At 47.0% G+C, this 20303-nt stretch carries 10 protein-coding genes; 8 read left to right on the forward strand and 2 right to left on the reverse strand.

Annotated elements, in window-relative coordinates:
* The first annotated feature begins 52 nt into the window (after positions 1-52).
* The 5 genes from AC58QT_RS30870 (at position 53) to AC58QT_RS30890 (ending at position 9083) form a co-directional block, all read left to right on the forward strand.
* The gene (locus tag AC58QT_RS30870; protein ID WP_310502062.1) at positions 53-313 is read left to right on the forward strand and encodes a metal-sensing transcriptional repressor; all 261 of its coding nucleotides are present in this window, start codon (positions 53-55) and stop codon (positions 311-313) included.
* A gap of 27 nt (positions 314-340) precedes the next feature.
* Positions 341-748, forward strand: a complete 408-nt coding sequence (locus AC58QT_RS30875) for a rhodanese-like domain-containing protein (protein ID WP_497412336.1) — start codon at positions 341-343, stop codon at positions 746-748.
* A gap of 213 nt (positions 749-961) precedes the next feature.
* The gene (locus tag AC58QT_RS30880; protein WP_497412337.1) at positions 962-6361 is read left to right on the forward strand and encodes a fibronectin type III domain-containing protein; all 5400 of its coding nucleotides are present in this window, start codon (positions 962-964) and stop codon (positions 6359-6361) included.
* 162 nt (positions 6362-6523) lie between these two features.
* Positions 6524-7606, forward strand: coding sequence for a DUF3048 domain-containing protein (locus tag AC58QT_RS30885; protein WP_497412338.1), 1083 nt, complete (start codon positions 6524-6526; stop codon positions 7604-7606).
* Positions 7607-7688: 82 nt separating this feature from the next.
* Positions 7689-9083 (forward strand): ABC transporter substrate-binding protein, encoded by a 1395-nt coding sequence (locus AC58QT_RS30890; RefSeq protein WP_497412339.1) that lies wholly within the window; start codon positions 7689-7691, stop codon positions 9081-9083.
* Between the two features lie 57 nt (positions 9084-9140).
* Here the strand turns inward: AC58QT_RS30890 and AC58QT_RS30895 are convergent, their stop codons facing one another.
* Positions 9141-9395, reverse strand: coding sequence for a hypothetical protein (locus tag AC58QT_RS30895; RefSeq protein WP_497412340.1), 255 nt, complete (start codon positions 9393-9395; stop codon positions 9141-9143).
* A 66-nt stretch (positions 9396-9461) separates the two neighbouring features.
* Positions 9462-11570 carry a helix-turn-helix transcriptional regulator gene (locus tag AC58QT_RS30900; protein WP_497412341.1) on the reverse strand — a complete coding sequence of 703 codons (2109 nt, stop codon included), beginning with the start codon at positions 11568-11570 and terminating at the stop codon, positions 9462-9464.
* 306 nt (positions 11571-11876) lie between these two features.
* Between AC58QT_RS30900 and AC58QT_RS30905 the strand changes: the two genes are divergently transcribed.
* From AC58QT_RS30905 to AC58QT_RS30915, 3 genes are all read left to right on the forward strand, one after another.
* Complete coding sequence (locus AC58QT_RS30905; protein ID WP_497412342.1) at positions 11877-13040, forward strand: HupE/UreJ family protein; 1164 nt, start codon at positions 11877-11879, stop codon at positions 13038-13040.
* Between the two features lie 51 nt (positions 13041-13091).
* Positions 13092-18548: an S-layer homology domain-containing protein gene (locus AC58QT_RS30910; RefSeq protein ID WP_497412343.1), complete on the forward strand. Its 5457-nt coding sequence runs from the start codon at positions 13092-13094 to the stop codon at positions 18546-18548.
* Positions 18549-18726: 178 nt separating this feature from the next.
* Positions 18727-20301, forward strand: coding sequence for a glycosyltransferase (locus AC58QT_RS30915; RefSeq protein WP_497412344.1), 1575 nt, complete (start codon positions 18727-18729; stop codon positions 20299-20301).
* Positions 20302-20303: the final 2 nt, after the last annotated feature.

A 20303-nucleotide genomic window follows, 5' to 3' on the forward strand; every position in this document is an offset into this window, starting at 1 on the left:
CAGAACATGGGCAATAATATACCTATACAGGTATAGGGAAGGGTGGCTGTCTATGCAATACGATGATGATATGAAAAAAAGGCTAAAGCGCATGGAGGGCCAAATTCGTGGTATTTTGCGGATGATGGAGGAAGAGCAGGATTGTAAAGATGTTGTGAGCCAAATCTCTGCGGTTCGCAGCGCTGCCGATAAAGCGATCGCGACGATTGTCGCTGTCAACTTGGAGAACTGTATCAAAGAGGAGCAGGAAGCGGGCAGAGACTCGAGCAAGATCGTGAAGCAGGCTGTGGAATTGTTAGTTAAAAGCAGATAAGGACATGTTCCGGAAAAGAGGCCTCACATGGATAGTACGATGATTTTCAATATTGTGGCACTTGGGTTTATCGTGTTTTTCTTCTATTCTAGGTTTGCTGGTGTCAAAGGGCTGCGCAATCTGTCTTCCGAGCAATTTCAGGAGGCTATGGCAGCGGACAAGGACAAGCATGTTCTTATTGATGTGCGTGAGCCGGGTGAATTGAAACAGGGTTACATTCCAGGCGCGGTGAATATGCCGATGTCCTCACTCAGCCGAAGACTGGCCGAGATTCCGAAGGATCGTCCTATCTATCTCTACTGCCGAAGCGGTATGCGGAGCAAGCAAGCGGCAAGAATACTGCGGAGAAATGGGTTTAGTGAGCTGTCCCACTTGAAGGGCGGTATGATGGCGTGGAAGGGTAGTGTGACACAGCAAAGCAGCGGTGGAGCGTAAAAGAATAGCGTAGGGCAAAGCTGTCAGCGATCAACTCGTTGGCGGCTTTTTTTTATCAAAAAAGATAAAATCGGATAACCAAGTATAAATCGTCTCATATCTTTGACCACTTCCGTCAACTTATAATTATCCATGTAATCCATCAATAAAGGGAAGTGAAATCTTGGTAAGTGCTTTTGAGAGTCCAAATGAAATTGAGGAGGAGATTTATTGATGAGGAAGACCGTCGTATGGCTGTTACTTTGCACCATGTTGGTTGCATTGTTTCCAACGATGTCAGCGCGTGTTCAGGCAGCAAGCTTTATTCATGTGGTTAATCCAGGGTTCGAAGAAACAACAATGAATCAATCGAAACTGATACCGACGAATTGGACGACAGGGCTATGGAATAGAACGACGCCGGTGGATACGAGTGTAACGACAGCGGTTTATAACAACGGGGCAAAGTCACTCTCTATCTCTGCAACGGATGCGGGAGCGGCTGGTTGGGTATCCAAAGCGATTCCGGTCGACAGCAGTCCGCAAACCATCAAAACCACCGTGAAAGTGAAGAAATCGGGGGATTACGCCGGCAATAATCCTTGGGTTTTCATCAGCTATGGAAATAGTGGTAGTTTCCTGGGAATAACCTCATCCAATATGACCACTGTAAGCAGCACAGAATGGACAGAGATCACGTTAACGGTTAACAGCAGTCAGTTTCCAGCGGGAACGAATATGCTCTGGTTGAACTTGGCAACGTCAAGAGCAGGCACTGTAAGCAACGCCGGGACACTCTATTATGATGATGTCACGATGGAACTGCTGGATACGGTGGCGCCAACAGCTCCGACGAATCTTGCTATTACGAGCCAAACAGCGACGAGTGTTAATCTGGCATGGCATGCCTCAACGGATAATGTTGGCGTCCAAGGGTACGATGTCTACAATGGTACAACGTTGCTTGGGTCTACGACAGGGTTATCCTATTCCGTAAGCGCTCTCAATTCGGGTACTAGTTATACATTTACTGTAAAAGCGAAGGATACGGCGGGCAATCTGTCTGTGGCCAGTAATGCTGTAAGTTTGACCACGCCGACTGAATTAAGCATCGCCAATCCTGGGTTTGAGATCACGATGCCAAGTGGAAATAAGCTTGTTCCTGTCAATTGGAATTCGAACTTATGGTCGCGAACGACGCCGGTGGATACAGGGGTAACGACGATGGAGGCCAATAGCGGAACGAACGCCATGTATATTAGCGCAGTGGATACAGGAGCCGCTGGTTGGGTATCCAAGACGATGACAATTGACAATAACATGCAAATCAAAGCGACGGTGAAGGTCAAGAAGTCGGCCGATTATGTCGGCAATGATGCGTGGGTTTTCTTCAGTTATGCGAAAAATGGTTCCTTTCTTGGTACCGTGGTTGCGCCAAGTGTGGCGCTGAGCAGCAGTGAGTGGAGGGAGATTACGGTCACTCTGAATACGGCTACCCTGCCAGCAGGCACGAATAACTTGCAGTTAAATCTAGCGACGCTGCGTGGCGGCAGTGCTAGCCAGCAAGGCACGCTGTATTATGATGACGCTGCAATCGAATTAATTCCAGATACGGCAGCACCAAGCGCACCAACGAATCTCCACGCCGTAGGTCAGACGGCAGGAAGTGTTGATTTGGCTTGGAACGCCTCGACCGATAATATCGGGGTGACGGGTTACCATATTTATAAAGACACGGTATTGGTGGGGACTGTGACAGGTTTAACCTTTACGGCAAGTGGCCTGATCGCAGCTAATAGTTATACGTTTACGGTGAAAGCCGTCGATGCGGCGGGGAATATATCCCCAGCAAGCCAGGCTTATGTGACCAACGATACTCAGCCGCCGTCAGCGCCAACTAACGTAACGGCATCCGACATTAAGATGAAGAGTGTCACGCTCACCTGGGACCCGTCAACCGACAATGGGGGTGTAACGGGCTACGAGATTAACGATGGTACGAAGCTAGTAGCAACCGTCACCGGGGTGACCTATACGGTTACAGGTCTCGAAGCCTATAGTGGATATGCGTTTACGGTTAAAGCGAAAGATGGTTCGGGCAATCTTTCTCCTGCGAGCAATGTGGCCACTGTCATTACCTCGAGCTATTATGATGTAGCGAATCCTGGTTTTGAAGAAACGAAAACAAGTGGAACGAAACTTGTTCCTGTGAGTTGGAACTCTTCCTTCTGGAGCGGGGCAAGCGGAGTCGATATGGGTAGTACGTCAGCAACGGTCAATAGCGGCACGAGCGCGGTATATATCAACGCGACAAGTACCGGAGCCGCAGGATTTTCATCCAAAATCATCCCGATTGACAGCGGTATGCAAACCATTAAAATTTCAGTAAAAGCCAAGAAATCAGCTGATTACGCAGGGAATGGCGCATGGGTATTCATCAGCTATTTTAAGGATGGTACGTTCCTCGATACAGCAGAGGCGAACACGCCAACTCTGAGCAGCACGCAGTGGACAGATATTTCCTTTACGTTAGATAATAGTCAATTTCCAGCAGGAACGAATCAAATTCAGTTAAATATAGCGACAACCAAATCAACAAGTGGTACGAATGCAGGAACACTGTATTACGACGACGCCAGCATGCAGTCCGTGGAATATTTCCCGCTGATGGCAGACGTCTTTGCAAACTGGTGGAAGATTGGCCAGAATGTGGTGTTCAAAGCGACCCCAGATCAGTTGCCCCTTGCCGTGCAAACGTTGACGGGGACGGTTTATGATACGGATAATCAAGTTGTTGGGCAAGCAACGGTAGATCGAGCAACATTGCTAACAACGGGTTGGAGTTGGACACCTAGTCACGAAGGATACTACGAAATCGCTTTTGACTATACGAAACAAGGGATTACAGGAACGCTTCCTCTACAACAATCGTACCGTATTTTGTCTAGTCCGAAACGAACGGCAGCAGAATTTGTACGTAATCGAACGTCCGTGGCTGTCGTAGAGAGTCAGTCCATAAGCAAAGCGGATCGTAATCCGCTGTTTGGATTCAGCAATGGTTTTAGTGATCTAAGAGCGATAGAACTCGCAGATTTAATTGGCTTTGACTTTGCGAGAATTCATACCATCCCATGGGGAGGACAATTCGGCGATACGGAAATGGCCATTGAACCGAGTCGTGGTGTGTTTAAATGGGAAATGCTTGATGCACATGTCAATAAATTGCAAAGTACTGGCATGGACATCATCGGCAACATTGTGTTTACACCGTTGTGGGCGTCTTCCTCGAATGATACAAACATTTATATCGGCGTTCCTGGGTATGCTGCTTATGCCCCAACCGACATGAATGATTTTGCTAATTTTCTAAGGGCGCTTGTCGCGCGATATGGCGATCGAATTACCAAATGGGAAGTATGGAATGAACCTCATTTGAAGGACAGAAGCATTTTCTGGCAGGATACACCGGAGAAGTTCGTGGAATTGCTGCGTACCGGATATGAGACGATTAAAAGTGTTCAGCCGAATTCTGAAATTTGGATCGGAGGTCTGGGCGGCCATCGATACTTGCCTTTTTATAATGAGCTGCTGCGTCTTGGCGGAGCGAACTATTATGATAAGTTGGCGCTTCATGGGAAGCTGCCCGATCCTAAAGAGTACCAGGCCTATGATCAAAGATACAATGTACCTTCGAAGCCTTGGGTGTCTTCCGAGAGCCATGCAGGGCTCGTTAATGCTTCGGAAACAACAACTATCCAATCTGAGCCTGTACTTGCAAGAAAGATGCTTTACGACTATATGTACCAGATGAAGAATGGGGTCGAACAAATTGCCTATTTTGACATGGTGAATAATATTGAAATCGAAAACATCCCATTCGCCAATGCCGAAGGTTGGACTATGGAATCTTCTGGATTGTTCCGTAAGAAACCGAAGCTTGAACCAAGGCTCGGTTCTGTGGTCATGCATCGATTCATCGAGACACTGGGGAATGATATTGTCTACAAAGGCGAGTATGCGCTAAGTGGAAACCAGAAAGCTGTCTATTTCGAAAGTGAAGGATCGCCAATTCTCGTCGTATGGTCCGAGGATCGGGATACGGGTACAGTCGCTCCAGCACTTGCAAGTGCTTTTACAAGCAACACCGTAGTTCGCGATTGGATCGGCGGTACAGAGGCAGCAGCTCCTACACTGCAAGTGAAACCGAACAAAATGTATTACATCAGCAACGTGAATGCCGCTTATCTTGCTGGATTGACTTCAACGCAAGACGTCCTGTTATCCGACTATGAAAGAGCCGAACAAAACACCAATATTCCCATCGCCGCTGGGAGTAAGAGCAATTTGTTCGACCGAACCACAGGAGCTTTGAGCTCGGATATTCATTGGATTACCGAAAACTGGGAGTTTAAAAGTTTGACTCCTGAACAACCCGCAGGGTTTGCAGCTCGAGCTGCAGTGGGGGCTGCCAATGATGGACTCGATCTCGTGATAGAGGTAACGGATGCCAGCTTCGTACCCAACGATTCCAAAGGTAATTATTATATCGGTGACAGTATTCAATTTGGTCTTGATACCTCAGGAGTTGGCATGGTCGGGGCCCAAGTGGAATTCCAAGCTGCATTGACGGCTAACGGTCCTGTCATCTACAAGGGGACTGTGCCATATATTGGAGGGGATTTGCCATCTAACTGGACGCCTGCCGGTCAGTTCGTTCAGAACGGCAGCATGCTCGTCGACAGTTCCCAGAGCGGCAAGAAAACCTACAAGGTTCATATTGCGTGGTCAGAATTATATCCTTACAATCTGGATACGACGAAACCAATCTTTGTCTCGCTGCTTGTCAATAATAACAATGGCAACGGTCGACTCGGATATTTGGAGTGGGCTAGTGGGATTGGCGGTACGAAAAACGTAAGTCAATACGGTAAAATCGTGTTGCAGGATCCAGCCCCAGTGGCAGATGAGGTAAGCGTCCAATTTAAAGACAGCAGCGGGAATGCTATCAGTGGCGGTGTCGTATCCTACTATGATGGGGGATGGAAAGAGTTCGGCGTCACGAATGCTGCTGGAATCGTAAGCAAGTCGTTGCCGGATAAAGCGTATACGTTTGCTATGACCTATGAAGGCACGTATACAGAGAAAGTTCAAAACACAGGAACAGATCCCGTTGTCCCCTTCCAGACCGTTGATGTGAAGCTGCAGTTGAAAGATAGTCTCGGCAATCCGCTTACGAGTGGGGCGGCGAGTTATTATGCAGGGAGTTGGCGGACCTTCGGGAATATCGCTGGCGGGGAAGTTCGCAAGGAATTGCTGCCGGGTTCGTATACGTTTGCGATGACTTACGAAGGAACGTATACGGAGAGAGTACAACATATTGGAACAGACCCTGTGGTCGCCTTCCAGACGGTTAATGTGAACGTACAGTTAAAAGATAGTCTGGGCAATCCGCTGGATGGCGGTTTCGCTAGTTATTATGCAGGGAGTTGGCGGACCTTCGGCAGTACGGTTGGCGGTGAGATTCACAAGGAACTACTGCCTGGCGTCTATACGTTTGGTATGTCCTATGGTGGCGTGTACAAGGAAACAGTAGCGAACACCTCATCTAACTTGGCGGTAAATTTTCAAATGTGACAAGGGAAACTGGACCACGCTGAGGCGTAGGTTCAGTTTTTATTTGGAAGGGTAATGTTACATATAGATGGACTCGAGTGACTCTGTTAACTTCTATTCCCTAACTATCTAGCATATACTTCTCAAAGATCGATAGTCCACGAGAGAAGAGGTGCAGCCCCTTTGAAAGTTTTGCCGTTAATTCATAAAAGAACCCTTAGCACATGGCTCGTACTTGGATGTTCTGTCCTGACCCTTGCAGGTTGCAGTGATGCAACTTCTGTGATATCTACGGCTACGCCGGAAGCCGTCCCTGTTACGGCTACGGTTAATCCGACGCCTGTGACGCAGCCTACGACAACCACGGTGGAAGCGCAGCTTCCTTTCAAGTTTCCGTTAACCGGTCTGCCCGCCGATCATGAGGTGAAGACACGTCCTTATATGGTCATGGTCGAAAATGCCCCGCAAGCGCGGCCGCAAACCGGCCTCGATCAGGCCGACATCGTCTATGAGATCCTAGCCGAGGGCGAGATTACTAGATTCGTCTCGGTGTTTCAGAGTCATGCGGCTGGCGCGATCGGTCCTGTGCGCAGCATTCGGCCTTATTTTGTGGAGATCGGCGACGCGCTGGATGCCATTATTGTACATGCTGGCTGGAGCCAGGATGCGATGGATATGATGGCAGGCCGTAATCTGGCCCATCTCGATGAAGTGTATGGCGACGGCGCCTACTATTGGCGTTCCACGGATCGGAAGGCACCGCACAATCTCTATACCTCTGTGGATAAAATGAAAAAAGGTGCCGACGCGCGCAAGTTCCGCACGGAGTGGAACGGGCCTTTGCTCACTTTTGCCAAGGAAGGAGCTGTCAAACTCGCGGGGGCAGCCGCTCATTACATACAGATTCCATACCTCATGGGGTATTTCGCTTCGTATGATTATGATGCTGCGGCTGGTGTCTACATGCGTTCCATGGAAGGCAAGCCGCATAATGACAAGGAAACCGGCAAGCAACTGCAGACCAAGAATCTGCTTGTCCTCGAGAGCAAGCATCAGATCATTGACAAAGAGGGGCGCCGCATTGTTGATGTGTTCGGACCGAACAAGGGCATGATCTTCCAAGAAGGCATGTCCCAAGCGATCACGTGGGAACGTAAAAACGGCATGCTTCGCGCCTATGCCAGCGATGGCAAGGAAGTGCCGCTGCTGCCTGGCAACACATGGGTGCAGATTGTACCCGAGGGGACAAAGTTGAAGGTGGAATAGTCAGGTTTTACAATCCCTTTACATTCCCTTAATCGCAGGGAAACATTGAGATCCTATGATTACTAGTCATAGGAGGGATATGATGAAGATTTTTCAACGTAAGATTTCAATACCCGCTTATTTCATCTTCATAATGCTGCTATTCGGCCTTCTTGGCGTGTATTCGGTGTGGGGGCAGGGAGAAGTAGCAAAAGGCACTGAGGTAGGGGATGCAGTATCAGCCGCTGAAGCCGAATCATTGGTTAATGAGGTTAAGAAAGTCGTTTGGTGGCACTCCATGAGCGGCGAGAATGGTCAAGTGGTGGACAGTCTCGTAACGAACTTTAATGCTGCGCATAAGGATATTAAGGTGGAGGCTGTCTATCAAGGCTCCTACTTCGATAGTTTGACCAGATTGAAAGCGTCCATCGGTTCCAAATTGGGACCTACCATGATTCAGGTGTACGATATCGGGACGCGATACATGATTGATTCTAAGGCGGTCACGCCGATTCAGACTTTCGTGGACCAGGACAAGTATGATGTGTCGCAAATGGACAAAGCCATTCTCAATTATTATCGGGTGGAGAATACGTTGTATTCGATGCCTTTTAACACATCCAATCCGATTCTTTATTACAATAAAGATCTATTCAAGGCTGCAGGGCTCAACCCGGATAAACCGCCGGTTCTTTATGCCGATCTCGCACAAACGGCGAAAAAGCTAACCAAAGACGGCGTGTCCGGCGCCTATTTCGGCTCACATAGTTGGTACATGGAACAGCTCATTGCCAATCAAGGTGCGGAGCTTGTGAATGTTGGTAACGGGCGCGATGGTAGAGCAACGGAGTGGCAGTTGAACGATGAAGCAGGCGTTAAGGCGTTAACTTGGTGGAAAGAGTTAGTCGACAGCAAAGCGGCGATGTACTCGGCGACTAAGAGCGACGAATTCAAAAAAGTGTTCGCCGAAGGCAAGGTCGCGATGATCTTCGATACAACGGCTGCGCTGCGAGATATCCTCCATTCCGTGGACGGTAAGTTCGAAGTCGGAACAGGCTTCTTTCCTAAGCCTACCGATGAGGGCGGCGGTGTGGTGGTCAGTGGAGCGAGCAACTGGATCATGAACAGTAAGTCGGATGCAGAGCAGCAGGCGGCTTGGGCCTTCATGAAGTATTTGTCTGAACCGGAGCAGCAGGCGTTCTTCCATGTAAATACGGGCTATTTTCCGATTACAGAAAAAGCTTATGAGCTGCCGATCGTGCAGGAAAACATGAAGCAGTTCCCCCAGTTTAAGACAGCGATTGATCAGCATAACGCCGCAAAGCGAAATCTAGCGACACAAGGCGGAGTCCTAGGGGTGTACCCCGAAGCAAGAAAGCTGACGGATAACGCCATTGGGCAAGCGCTAAGCGGGCAAAAATCGCCACAGGAAGCACTCGATGCAGCGACGTTAGAGATCAACGCCAAAATTGATGTTTATAATAAGGCGTTGAAATGAAGTAGTGGAGGCGGGCGGGGCGGCTCATTGGGAGTGCTGTAAGTCGAGGAAATCGACTTACAGCGTGGGATCGGCGTGTTGGAGTGCCGTAAGTCGAAAAAATCGACTTACAGCGGCGAATACGCCGTCCTGCAGCCCCCTAAGTCGAAAAAATCGACTTACAGCGGCGAATCGGCCGCACTGCAGCTCCGTAAGTCGAAAAAATCGACTTAGGGCGGCGAGTCCGCCGCACTGCAGCTCCCTAAGTCGAAAAATTCGACTTAGAGCGGCAAATCCGCCGCACTGCCAGCATCCACCCCGCCTCCATTGCACTCTCCCCGCACCACTCAGCTACAATTACGCTACACAAAAGACCCTGAGGCAAGCCTCAGGGTCTTTTCATGCTCTTTTATCCAGCAAATGTGTCCTGCGATATTCACCAGGGGAAGAGCCTGTGCGGTTCTTGAACATGCGATTAAAGGAAGAGATGTTGCGGTAGCCGACTTGAATCCCAATATCTTGGATATTCGAGTCGGTTTGGATCAGTAGCTCCTGCGCGTAACCCACGCGTCGATCATGCAAATGCTCCATGAAATTAGCGCCGGTTTTCTCTTTGATATACGTCGAGAGGTAGGAACTGCTCAGTGTTAGTTGATCAGCCAGAACATCGAGTGAAAGATCCTCGGCGTACTGATCTTTAATGACGTTAAGCACATGATCAATGATGGGATCATTCGTCTCTTTTTTCTCACGGATAAGGTGAGTGACGATACGGAAATAAGCTTCGAAGCTTCGTTTGTACTCGTCTAACGTACAGCATTCCTCTAATTGAAGCAGAATGGATCTCAGCTGCAAGGTATCATCTGTAAGAACCTTGTAATGCTCAAGCACCATTTTGGCTTTATCAGTTACAGCAAGCACCATGTGCTTAAACATATCCACAGAGGCTTCCTTCAGGTCAAGCTCATCTAGCCAAGGAAGGAAAAGGTCAAGCGTTTCCTGTTCTTTGCCTGATTTCAGCGCTGTGGTCAGTTCTTGCTCCTGGGTAAGGGTAAGCAAATACGCAGCGCGATCTGAACGATAATCAACGACGATCTGTGTTTCTTCACGTAACCGGGCATTAGCAGCTAATTCATTCACCTGTCGGTAGGCATGTCCGAACTGCATGGAATGCTCGAACGCCGAACTGATGGCGGCTGTCACTAGACAGTATCGCAGATCCTCGTCCAGAAGTAGCTTCAACTCTGCGAGCATATGAAGGATGCGTTCGCGCTCATTACCAGGGAACACTGTTAGGAACTGATGATGTTCCATTTGCAGTGTATGGGCATCCGGAAACCGCTCATCGGTTAATCGTTTGAGCTGCTCACCGATCGTAAGCGAAATGTGTTCTCTGCTCATGGGGACTTGGGCGAATGCAGGCGAGCGGAAGCGCAGCTCATACAGCACAATGGTGTAAGTCCCCTCGGTGCCTTGAATATGCTGCCATTCATCGGGATCTGGATGGATATTTTTTAGCTTATTCATGAAATGATAGTTGATTAACTCGGATTGTTGATCCTGCAGCTCCTGCTCTATGTCCCCTTTTTCCTGGATGAGTTGTCGGACAGGTTTATGAATACGTCTACTGAAAAATAAAGCGACGATATAGGCGATGGCAATAGATATCCCTAACAGAATGATCATGAGAGTATCCAGACGAAGGATTTTGGGACTCGTTATCTTCATGACATAACGCAAACCGTCTTCACCTTGATAAGTAACATCAACGGGTTCAGGGAGCTGGCGTGTATCCTGGTGCGTTTCGTAAAGGACCGTCTGGTTAGGGCCCAATATCGTGATGTCCAAATCGGGATTTTCCTTAAGAACCGCATCACGCAAGCGGTTCGCGTCGATCATCGCAATCATCATATTGTCGGCTAGCGCTGGTTTAATGGAATAAGGAATTAATAGTCTTCCTGCCGATTCACCAGATGGCGTGGGGCTCCCAAATACAGTTCCCGGATGAAGCACATAATTGTCACTACGCTCAAACTGTGATTGCCAGTAGGAGAGCGGATAGGGCGTACTTTGGTAGATGCTGCTGAATAAATCAAGCGTGCTGCCGGGACCCAGCTTACTTAGCGTCAGATCCGAGGATCGGAACATGAGGATGATGTTATCCACATATAACTCCGAATCACTTGCGATGCTTTGCAAGCTCAACACAATGGGTCGCGTAGACAGTGTCTCGCTATCTCTCTTCAAAATCACTTGATTGTTAAGTGTAATGACATTCTTATCTGTAAATTGCTTGTATAAAGCCTCTCGTACTTTATCTAATTGAAATTGATAACGCTCAGCCACTTTCTGCAAGGTGAGACGATTCTGTGCCATCATCTCGCTGCGGAGGTGCTTTTTGACGAGCCAAAAAATCAAGAGATTAAACGAACAGAAGATGAGAATTAAGATCATAAAACTAGCTAGGATCGTTCGAAATAGTGATTGCTGTGTAGAGAAAAGTTTCATAAGCCGCAGGCTCCTTCTAAATGCTCCGCTGTCGTGCTTCCGCGAGTTATCTACATTAATTGTAGATGAAAACGGCGGGGAAGGGTATGGGCTTTTTATTGGAAGCTGGGCGCTTTTATGTATTTTTGGCTTTATAAAAGCTTAAAAGAAAAATCGTAACAATCGAGCAAGAACGAAAATCATGTACATAGGCAAGGCGCAGACGGCTGGATATGATGAGCATGTAGCAACGAGGCTTAGAGAAAGGAGTCATCAGCAAAGTTTCATCATGCGTATGTGCAAATGAAGGATGAGGGGAATAGGAATGTGTGGAACATTAGAAAAAGCATCATCGCTTTCGCTTTAACTGTCATGATATCTCTTACAGCAGCAAGTTCAGCAGGGGCGCATTTCACTTCGAGTGGTTATTCGGATATCCAAGTAGGTTCAGATACGATGACGTACCATCTCTCCTTGTTGGAGCATGATTTTCTTCAAATCTTTCCGAATAAGCCAGATGGTGGCGACAAGATCAGTGATAAGCAATTAGCCGGTTCCTTAGGGGCAATCGGCAAGCTGGTCGATGATGGGATCATCGTTACTGGCGATGGCAAGGTTGGAACAGCGATCATTGTGGCAGCCAAACATGAGAAGCGTGCCAGTTTAGATATGATAGGCATTGATATTCGCTATACATTTGCTGCCACCGTGAAGCGTTATCTCATGCAGTATAATTTCTTCTGGTACAGCGGGGCTGATCCGAATCATAGCAACTATGCGACCATTCAAGTCGGTGGACAGACCATTGAGCAGGTGCTGGGCAGCCAGAATTATATTGTGCAGATTCAAGGGCCAGGAGCGGCTGCGGGGAATCCAGTTAATGCATCAGCGACAGCATCAACAACCAAGCCAGTCAATGAAGTGTCTTCCAATGCAACTGGATCCTGGCAAAATACGCTAAAGACCTACGTCCTCATGGGTATGGAGCATATCTGGTCAGGTCTTGATCACATGCTGTTCCTATTTGGCCTGCTGCTTGCAGCCGAACGAAGGGTATGGAAAATCGTTAAGCTGATCACGGCATTCACAGTGGGACATTGCATAACGCTTGTATTGTCCTCCTTGGAGATCGCTTATCTCTCACCTACCATCGTGGAGCCCTTGATTGCCCTAAGCATTGTATATGTAGCAGCTGAAAACATATGGAAGAAGAAAGAGAGTGCACGCGTCGTCGTTACGATGTTATTTGGCTTGGTGCACGGCTTCGGATTCGCAGAAGTGCTGAGAGGAACACTGTCTGGACATATGGCGCTGCCTTTATTCTCTTTCAATTTAGGCGTGGAAATTGGTCAGCTTGTTGTCGTAGGCGTTCTGATTCCTGCGCTCTTATTAATTCGCCGTATACCGCTAAAAATCAATTGGAATATGTATGCCTCCGGCATCGTTGGCGTATTCGGGCTGTACTGGTTGATTGAGCGTGTTCTTTTGTAATAGATAGCAGTAGGAAGTTTGCACCATTTTATAAGGAGAGGGCGTTACGACGTGTATAAAAAAGGTTTAAAACGATTGGTTTCCGGGGTAACCGTATTCGGAATGATGTTCGGCATGCTGGCACCTATGGCGGTTGCAGCGGACAACAGCGTTCAAGTGAGCGCGGTGGATTATTCGAAGGTACCGAAGCTGTTGATTACGGAGCTTGTGCCTGATACTACTAATATCAGTGGTACTAGTACGGATGCTTATGAGTTCATTGAAGTGTATAACAATTCGAACAAGGACATGGATTTTAAAGATTACAACTTGGTTTATCGCAACGGTGGAACGGATACCGTATGGCCAGGGATGCATGATGATAAAACACCCTATGCCACGATGAAAATCCCTGCGCAATCCGCCATTACCCTATGGGTAACGAATACGGCTAATGGCAATTTCACGGTGGCCGATTTCAATGCGAACTTCGGTACGAATCTGCAGGAATATGTTAATCTTTTCCGAGTGTATGGCGGCGGGGGCATGGCGAATACAAGTCCAAGAGCCCTCCTCATTCAAGAGAAATCCGGCAGTGACATCTCGATCGCAAGCTACCAAACAAGCGCCGTAAATGGGGTTTCGAAACCGGATAAAGGTATTTTATATCGCTATCCGTCAGACGGTACAAAGAATATGGCCATGTATTCTGTAGGGGAAAATGCAGCAACGCCAGGTTTAGTCGATCCTACACAGTTTCCGCCTGTACCGCTAAATTTATCGGAGCCTCCAATTATCAGTCATACGCCAGTTACACAAACAGATCAGAAAAACGATCTTATCCTGCAAGCGCAGATTACCAACGCAGAGCAAGACGAAACAGTATCAGCATCCGTGTATTATCAAATAGGGTCAGAGCCTAATTACAGTCGGATCCCTATGACAGTAACAGGCAATACGTATCAAGCTGTCATTTCGAAGGACAAGCTGATTAAGAGCCAGTTGAACTACTATATTAATGCTTATGATGGTAAAAATAACGTGAGCACGAGCGTTAACCATGTAGATTTTACACGCGATGATATCGACTATACGAAGGTACCTTCTCTTCTGGTCACGGAGGTTGTGCCAAACTCTACGAATGTGGAAACGACATCGACAGATGCCTATGAATTTATAGAAGTGTACAATAATTCGGATCAACCTGTTAATTTTAAAGATTATCAAATGATCTACCGCTATACCGATAGCGGACCAGATGCGGATGTCATTTGGCCAGCAGACAAGGAAGATATGATCATACCGTCCAAGGGTACGCTTGTCTTCTGGGTTAACAATGCTCTGAATTCGAATTATACAGTGGCTCAATTCAATGCCAACTATAATGTTAATTTGGTGGAAGGCACGAATTTGGTGCGCATGCACAATGACGGCATGGCCAATGGCGCCAACAGGGGCATTCTGGTCACTACGAAAACAGGCATTGAAGTGTCTTCTGCCTATTATACAGCTGGAGATGTCAATGAAAATAAGGGGACCTTGTATAAGTACCCGCAAGACGGCAGCAAAATGATGGAAAAATACACAGCAGTACCTGTGGCCGCAACGCCGGGAACTGTGGGTCAGGCTCAAGTACCCGATCAGACAATCATCGTGAAACCAGATACGATCAAGCCGGTTATCACTGATTTGACGAAAGAGACTGTTATTGAACAATCTAATGATCTCGAAATGATCGCCGATTTCAAGGATGAAACACTGGTTAAAACCGCAGTACTCTACTACAAAACAGAGAAGCAGTCGACGTTTACCAAAAAGCTTTTAAAAGAAAGCTTCGCAGATACGTTATACCACAACACGATTTTCTCACCAGAGCTCATTGGTAATGCTTATATAGATTACTACTTTGTTTCTTCCGATGGACACAATGAGACGACAACAGCCACGAAGCGAATTGCCATAACAGGTGGTTCTGATCACTCAGCTCTGCGCTTGAATTTCAAAGACGGTGATATTGTTGCTGGGTCCAAAGTAGTTAAAGGAACAGGTCAAGGACTTGGCGCTGATGATCTAAAGCTTGCGATTGATGGGAACGATGTATCCGGTTCTACGTTCCATGCTGTTGAACATAATGCTTACTTTGCATTTGAAGTCACAGGTGTCAATTACTATTTCAAAAATGCCGTTACCCAAGGGCAAGAAATTCTCTATACGTTCCAAGACACGGTAAATAGTTACACGACGTTATCGACACCGATTAACGCAGATCGTTTGAATGAAGGCAGCAATGTATTCTCCATTAGAGCGGGTTCGAAGGCTTCGCCTTTTGACAACAATCCACTGGAGAATAAAGATAATTTCGATGTGAAAAACGTACGTCTCGTATTTGACGATGGTACCGTTATTTATGATCCCAAATATAATGTTCCGTCCAAAGTAATTGGCATGGGAGATTCTTCTGGTAAAGCACCGGTTGTTGACTTCAATTTCACCGTTCCGGCGGGGCTTTTAGCTTCCAAAGCTTATACGTGGAACACACCAACGATGAATGATGGGGAACATCAGATTACAGTCAGCAACACGACTGCAGGTGCGTTTACCGTTAAAGTCATTGTGGATAACTCTGCGCCAACCATCGAACCTTCTATCGAGGATGGCAAAACGTACCGTGGTCCCTTCACGCTGGATGCGGTCATCGACGACGCACTAGCGGGAGTTGAGAAAGTTGAGGCCATGCTGGACAAGCAACCAATTACTATGCCGCTCTCAACTTCGTCTGCACAGCTTCAAGGCGGTAAGCATGTGTTTAACTTGAAAGCGACGGATAAAGTCGGGAACGTCTCCGAGAAGACCATTAACTTCGAGGTACCGAATGAAAATCCAGAGCAGCCCGTGTTAGTTGCACCAACACAAGGCGCAGCAGGCATGAGTAGCGATACGGAACTAACGGTGAAAGTATCAGACCCGATGAATGACGACATGAAGGTATCCTTCTATGGCGGATTCAAATACGATGCAAGCACCCCAGGGCAGTTCACGGGATACCGCAATGCGTCCGATACCGAGCCTCCTAAGCAGGAGAAGCCGGATGGAGAGAAACCTTTTGCCCCAGAAGATTATGAGAAAGTAAGTAAGCTTGATGGGAATTACCTCATTGATGATTCAGATGAAAAGTTCCCGTATCAACGGTTTGAGGTTTCACTCGATCCAGCGATTCAAAGCTCAGATAAAGTGGAAATTAACTGGAAAGGGAAGTCACTAGACGGTCGCAAAGTTACCTTGTATGCCTGGAGTCCTAGCAAGCAATCTTGGAGCCCACTGAAGACGGTTATTGCTACCGGCGAGACGAATTTTGAATTGAAGGCTGTGGTAACAGCTGGTGATTACGCGAACAAGGGTAAGATTCAGGTGATGGTGCAGGATCAGATTGCCGTCGTTCAAAATAATCAACCGGCAGAGACAACAGATTACGATTTCTCTTTTGTATGGATGTCGGATACGCAGTATTATTCCAAAGGCTACCCACATATCTATCAGCAAATGGTGAAGTGGATTGCAGATCACAAAGAAGATAATAAGATTAAATATGTCATCCACACTGGTGACATCGTTGATAATGCAGATCAAGAGTATCAATGGGTAGAAGCCGATAAGGATATGAAAGTCTTGGAAAAGGCTGGCATTCCGTATGGTGTATTGGCTGGTAACCACGACGTAGGTCATCAAGACAACGATTATAGCTACTATTCCAAATGGTTTGGGGAACAACGTTTCAAGGATCAGCCGACGTACGGCGAATCCTACGATAACAATCGGGGACATTATGACCTTGTTTCTTCGAACGGTAATGATTTTATCGTCGTTTACATGGGTTGGGGTTATGGGGATAAAGAGATTGATTGGATTAATGGGGTTTTAAAAGAATTCCCGAACCGGAAGGCCATTCTGAACTTCCATGAATTCATGCTCGTTTCCAATAATCGCGCGCCGATGGCGGAAAAAGTGTTCGAACGCGTTATCAAACCGAATAAGAACGTTATTGCTGCGCTATCCGGTCACTACCATGATGCACAATTGAAAATTGATGCGATTGATGATGACGGGGACACTAAGCCGGATCGTAACGTCTATCAAATGCTAGCAGACTACCAAGGCGCTCCTGAGGGTGGGCTTGGCTATATGAGACTTATGCAATTCGACTTGGCGCATAACAAAATCAATATGAAGACATATTCACCTTACTTAGATGATTATAATTTCTATGATCCGATCGAACATCCTGGTAAAGATGAGTTCTCCATCGACTTGAATCTGCAACCAGTAACGAAACGAGTGGCTACTGACTATATCGGGGTCAACGTGTACACGGATAAGAAAATCGGAAGCGTTGATGGTGTAAAAAGTGGACAAGAAGCATCTGTCGTTTGGCACGGCCTTGCTTCGAGTACAACTCACCAATGGTATACGGTTGCGGAAGATGTGTACGGAGGCAGATCGCAGTCCGATATCTGGAAATTCACGACCCTAGCGGGAGAGTCAGATTCCGGCAGCGGTAGTGGAGGTTCTGGCGTACCAACGAATAACACAGAAGCCACCATTCCAGTCAATGGAGGAACAGCGACTCTCGATGGTGTGCACATTGTTGTTCCAGATGGTGCGGTTACAAGTAAGATTAAAGTAACTGTGAAGAAACTCTCAGATGCAGCATCGCTACCTATTGCAACATCATCGAAACTCGTAAGTGCTGTATATGAGATCCTGAAAGATACAGCGGGTGAGTTTAATAAAGCGATCCAAGTTACTTTGCCTTTTGAGGTGAATAAAGTAGATCTCAATCAATCAGACGTTAGTCTATATTGGTTTAATGAAACAACACGTACATGGGTGCAACTAGACAACATTGTCGTGGATAAGGTGAAAGGGACTGTGACGGGGTCTGTTACACACTTCACAAAATTCGCCGTTATTGCTACTCCGAAAGAAGAGGGTAAACCTGGATCAGATGGAGCCAATCTGACGGATATTAAGGGACATTGGGCAGAGGCTAGCATTCGCGAATTAATTGGACAAGGCGCGATTAATGGCTATCCAGATAGCACTTTTAAACCAGAAGGTCGCATTACAAGAGCAGAATTCGTCTCTATTGTTGTCAAATTCTTAAAGCTCAGCGATCAGGGCGGTAAAGCGTTCAGCGATACGACGAACCATTGGGCTAAGAATGCTATTGCTACAGCAGCAGCGAATGGCATCATCTCTGGATACACGGATACGACGTTTGGTCCGGACGATACGATTACCCGCGAGCAAATGGCAGTCATTCTTGTACGTGCTGCACATATGACGGATAAAGGCACAGTAGGCACGCAATTCACGGATAGCACTGCTATTTCGGAGTGGGCACAAGAGGCAGTTGCTGTGTTGACTTCAAAGGGGTTATTAAATGGGTACCAAGACGGCATGTTGAAACCGCAAGGGATATCGACGCGCGCAGAAGCTTCAGCCATCATTTTACGAACATTGAAGAAATAAATTGTCCAAAGGCTCCTACGTCTGAAAAGACGAGGAGTCTTTTTGTCACAATGTACGCGAATTAGGGTGAGAGGCATCATATTTGTATCCGGAGAAGAATAATACTAGATGGGAAAGTACTACAAAGGGGCGCAAGTAGGCGCCTGTGCTGCCGAATAGCCCGCGGGAGGTAACTGGAATGCGTGTTCTCATCGGAAGTCCTGTTTGCCAAGCACCTTCCATACTTCGATTGTTTCTGCAATCACTTCATCTATTGTCCGTACCAACGGCAGAAATTCATTATCTCTTTATTGATGATAATTCGGATGGGGAATCCAAGCAGCTGTTGCGTCAATTTCAAGAAGATCATCTAGAGCAAACGACTATTTTTCATGAAAATGCTACTTCAGGCAATTATTATCGGGATCAATTGACGCATCATTGGAATGACAAATTAATATGGAAAGTCGCAGTATTTAAAAATCGTATCATTGAACATGCAGTAGAAAACGATTATGATGCCCTGCTCCTGATTGATTCCGATTTACTGCTTCGTCCAGAAACGCTAGATAAGCTCTTGGAATCGGATAAAAGCATTATTTCTGAAATCTTTTGGACCCATTGGCAGACAAATTCAATTCCACTTCCTCAAGTGTGGGTAAGCGATGAATATATCATGTTTGAGCGAATTGGCAGGGAGGTACTGTCCAAAGAGCAGGAGATTGTGCGTCAGCACAGGTTCCTAGCGCGACTTCGTCAACCAGGTGTTTATGAAGTAGGCGGTCTTGGTGCATGTACATGCATTCGGAAAGATGCCTTACAGAAAGGTGTCAACTTTAATAAAATCAATAATTTATCCTTTTGGGGCGAAGATCGCCATTTCTGTATTCGTGCTCAAGTACTTGGGTTTTCCTTGTTCGTCGATACGCATTATCCTGCTTTTCATATCTATAGGGAAACGGATCTACCGGGGGCAGAAGACTTTATGCGGCGATATCATGGAACGCCAAGTACCCTGCAGCCATTGAATGAAACAGAGGCTCCTCCAGCAATTCTCTTTCCAACCCCTACAATAGCCCGTCCCAAGCTCACACTGTCTATGATTGTTCATAACGAAGCTGGGAAATACCTGGAGCAGGTGTTAACCAAACATAGGGCGTATATAGATGAAGCCGTGATTATCGATGATGGAAGTAGTGACAACAGTTCGGAAATTTGCCGCGAGATCCTGAAAGGCATTCCTCTGCATTTGATACGCAATGAAACAGCCAATTTCAACAATGAGGTCATGTTAAGGAAACAGCAGTGGGAAGAAACGATACGCAGAGAGCCGGAATGGATCCTTAATATGGATGCGGACGAAGAGTTCGAGGAAGGTTTTGCGTCTGACATTGCGTCTGTTTTACAGCAAGTGGATGGAGATGTCGGATGTTTTCGTCTTTATGATATGTGGTCCGATACGCATTACCGCGAAGACGAATATTGGCGTGCTCATTTTGTATACCGTCCGCTGTTGTTACGCTATCGAAAGAACTTTGCTTTTAAATGGAAAGAACAGCCCTTGCATTGTGGGCGGTTCCCAGATAATATGTTCGACTTACCGGCTTTCATTCTGCCCAATCGTGTGAAGCATCTAGGTTGGTCAACGCCTGAGATTCGTGCGCATAAATACGAACGATACATGAGGCTTGATCCCGATGGAAGCTATGGCTGGAAGGAACAATATGAATCCATTCTGGACCCTGCGCCGCGTCTCGTGAAGTGGAGTGAATAGCA

The sequence above is a fragment of the Paenibacillus sp. J31R109 genome, from assembly GCF_059692055.1.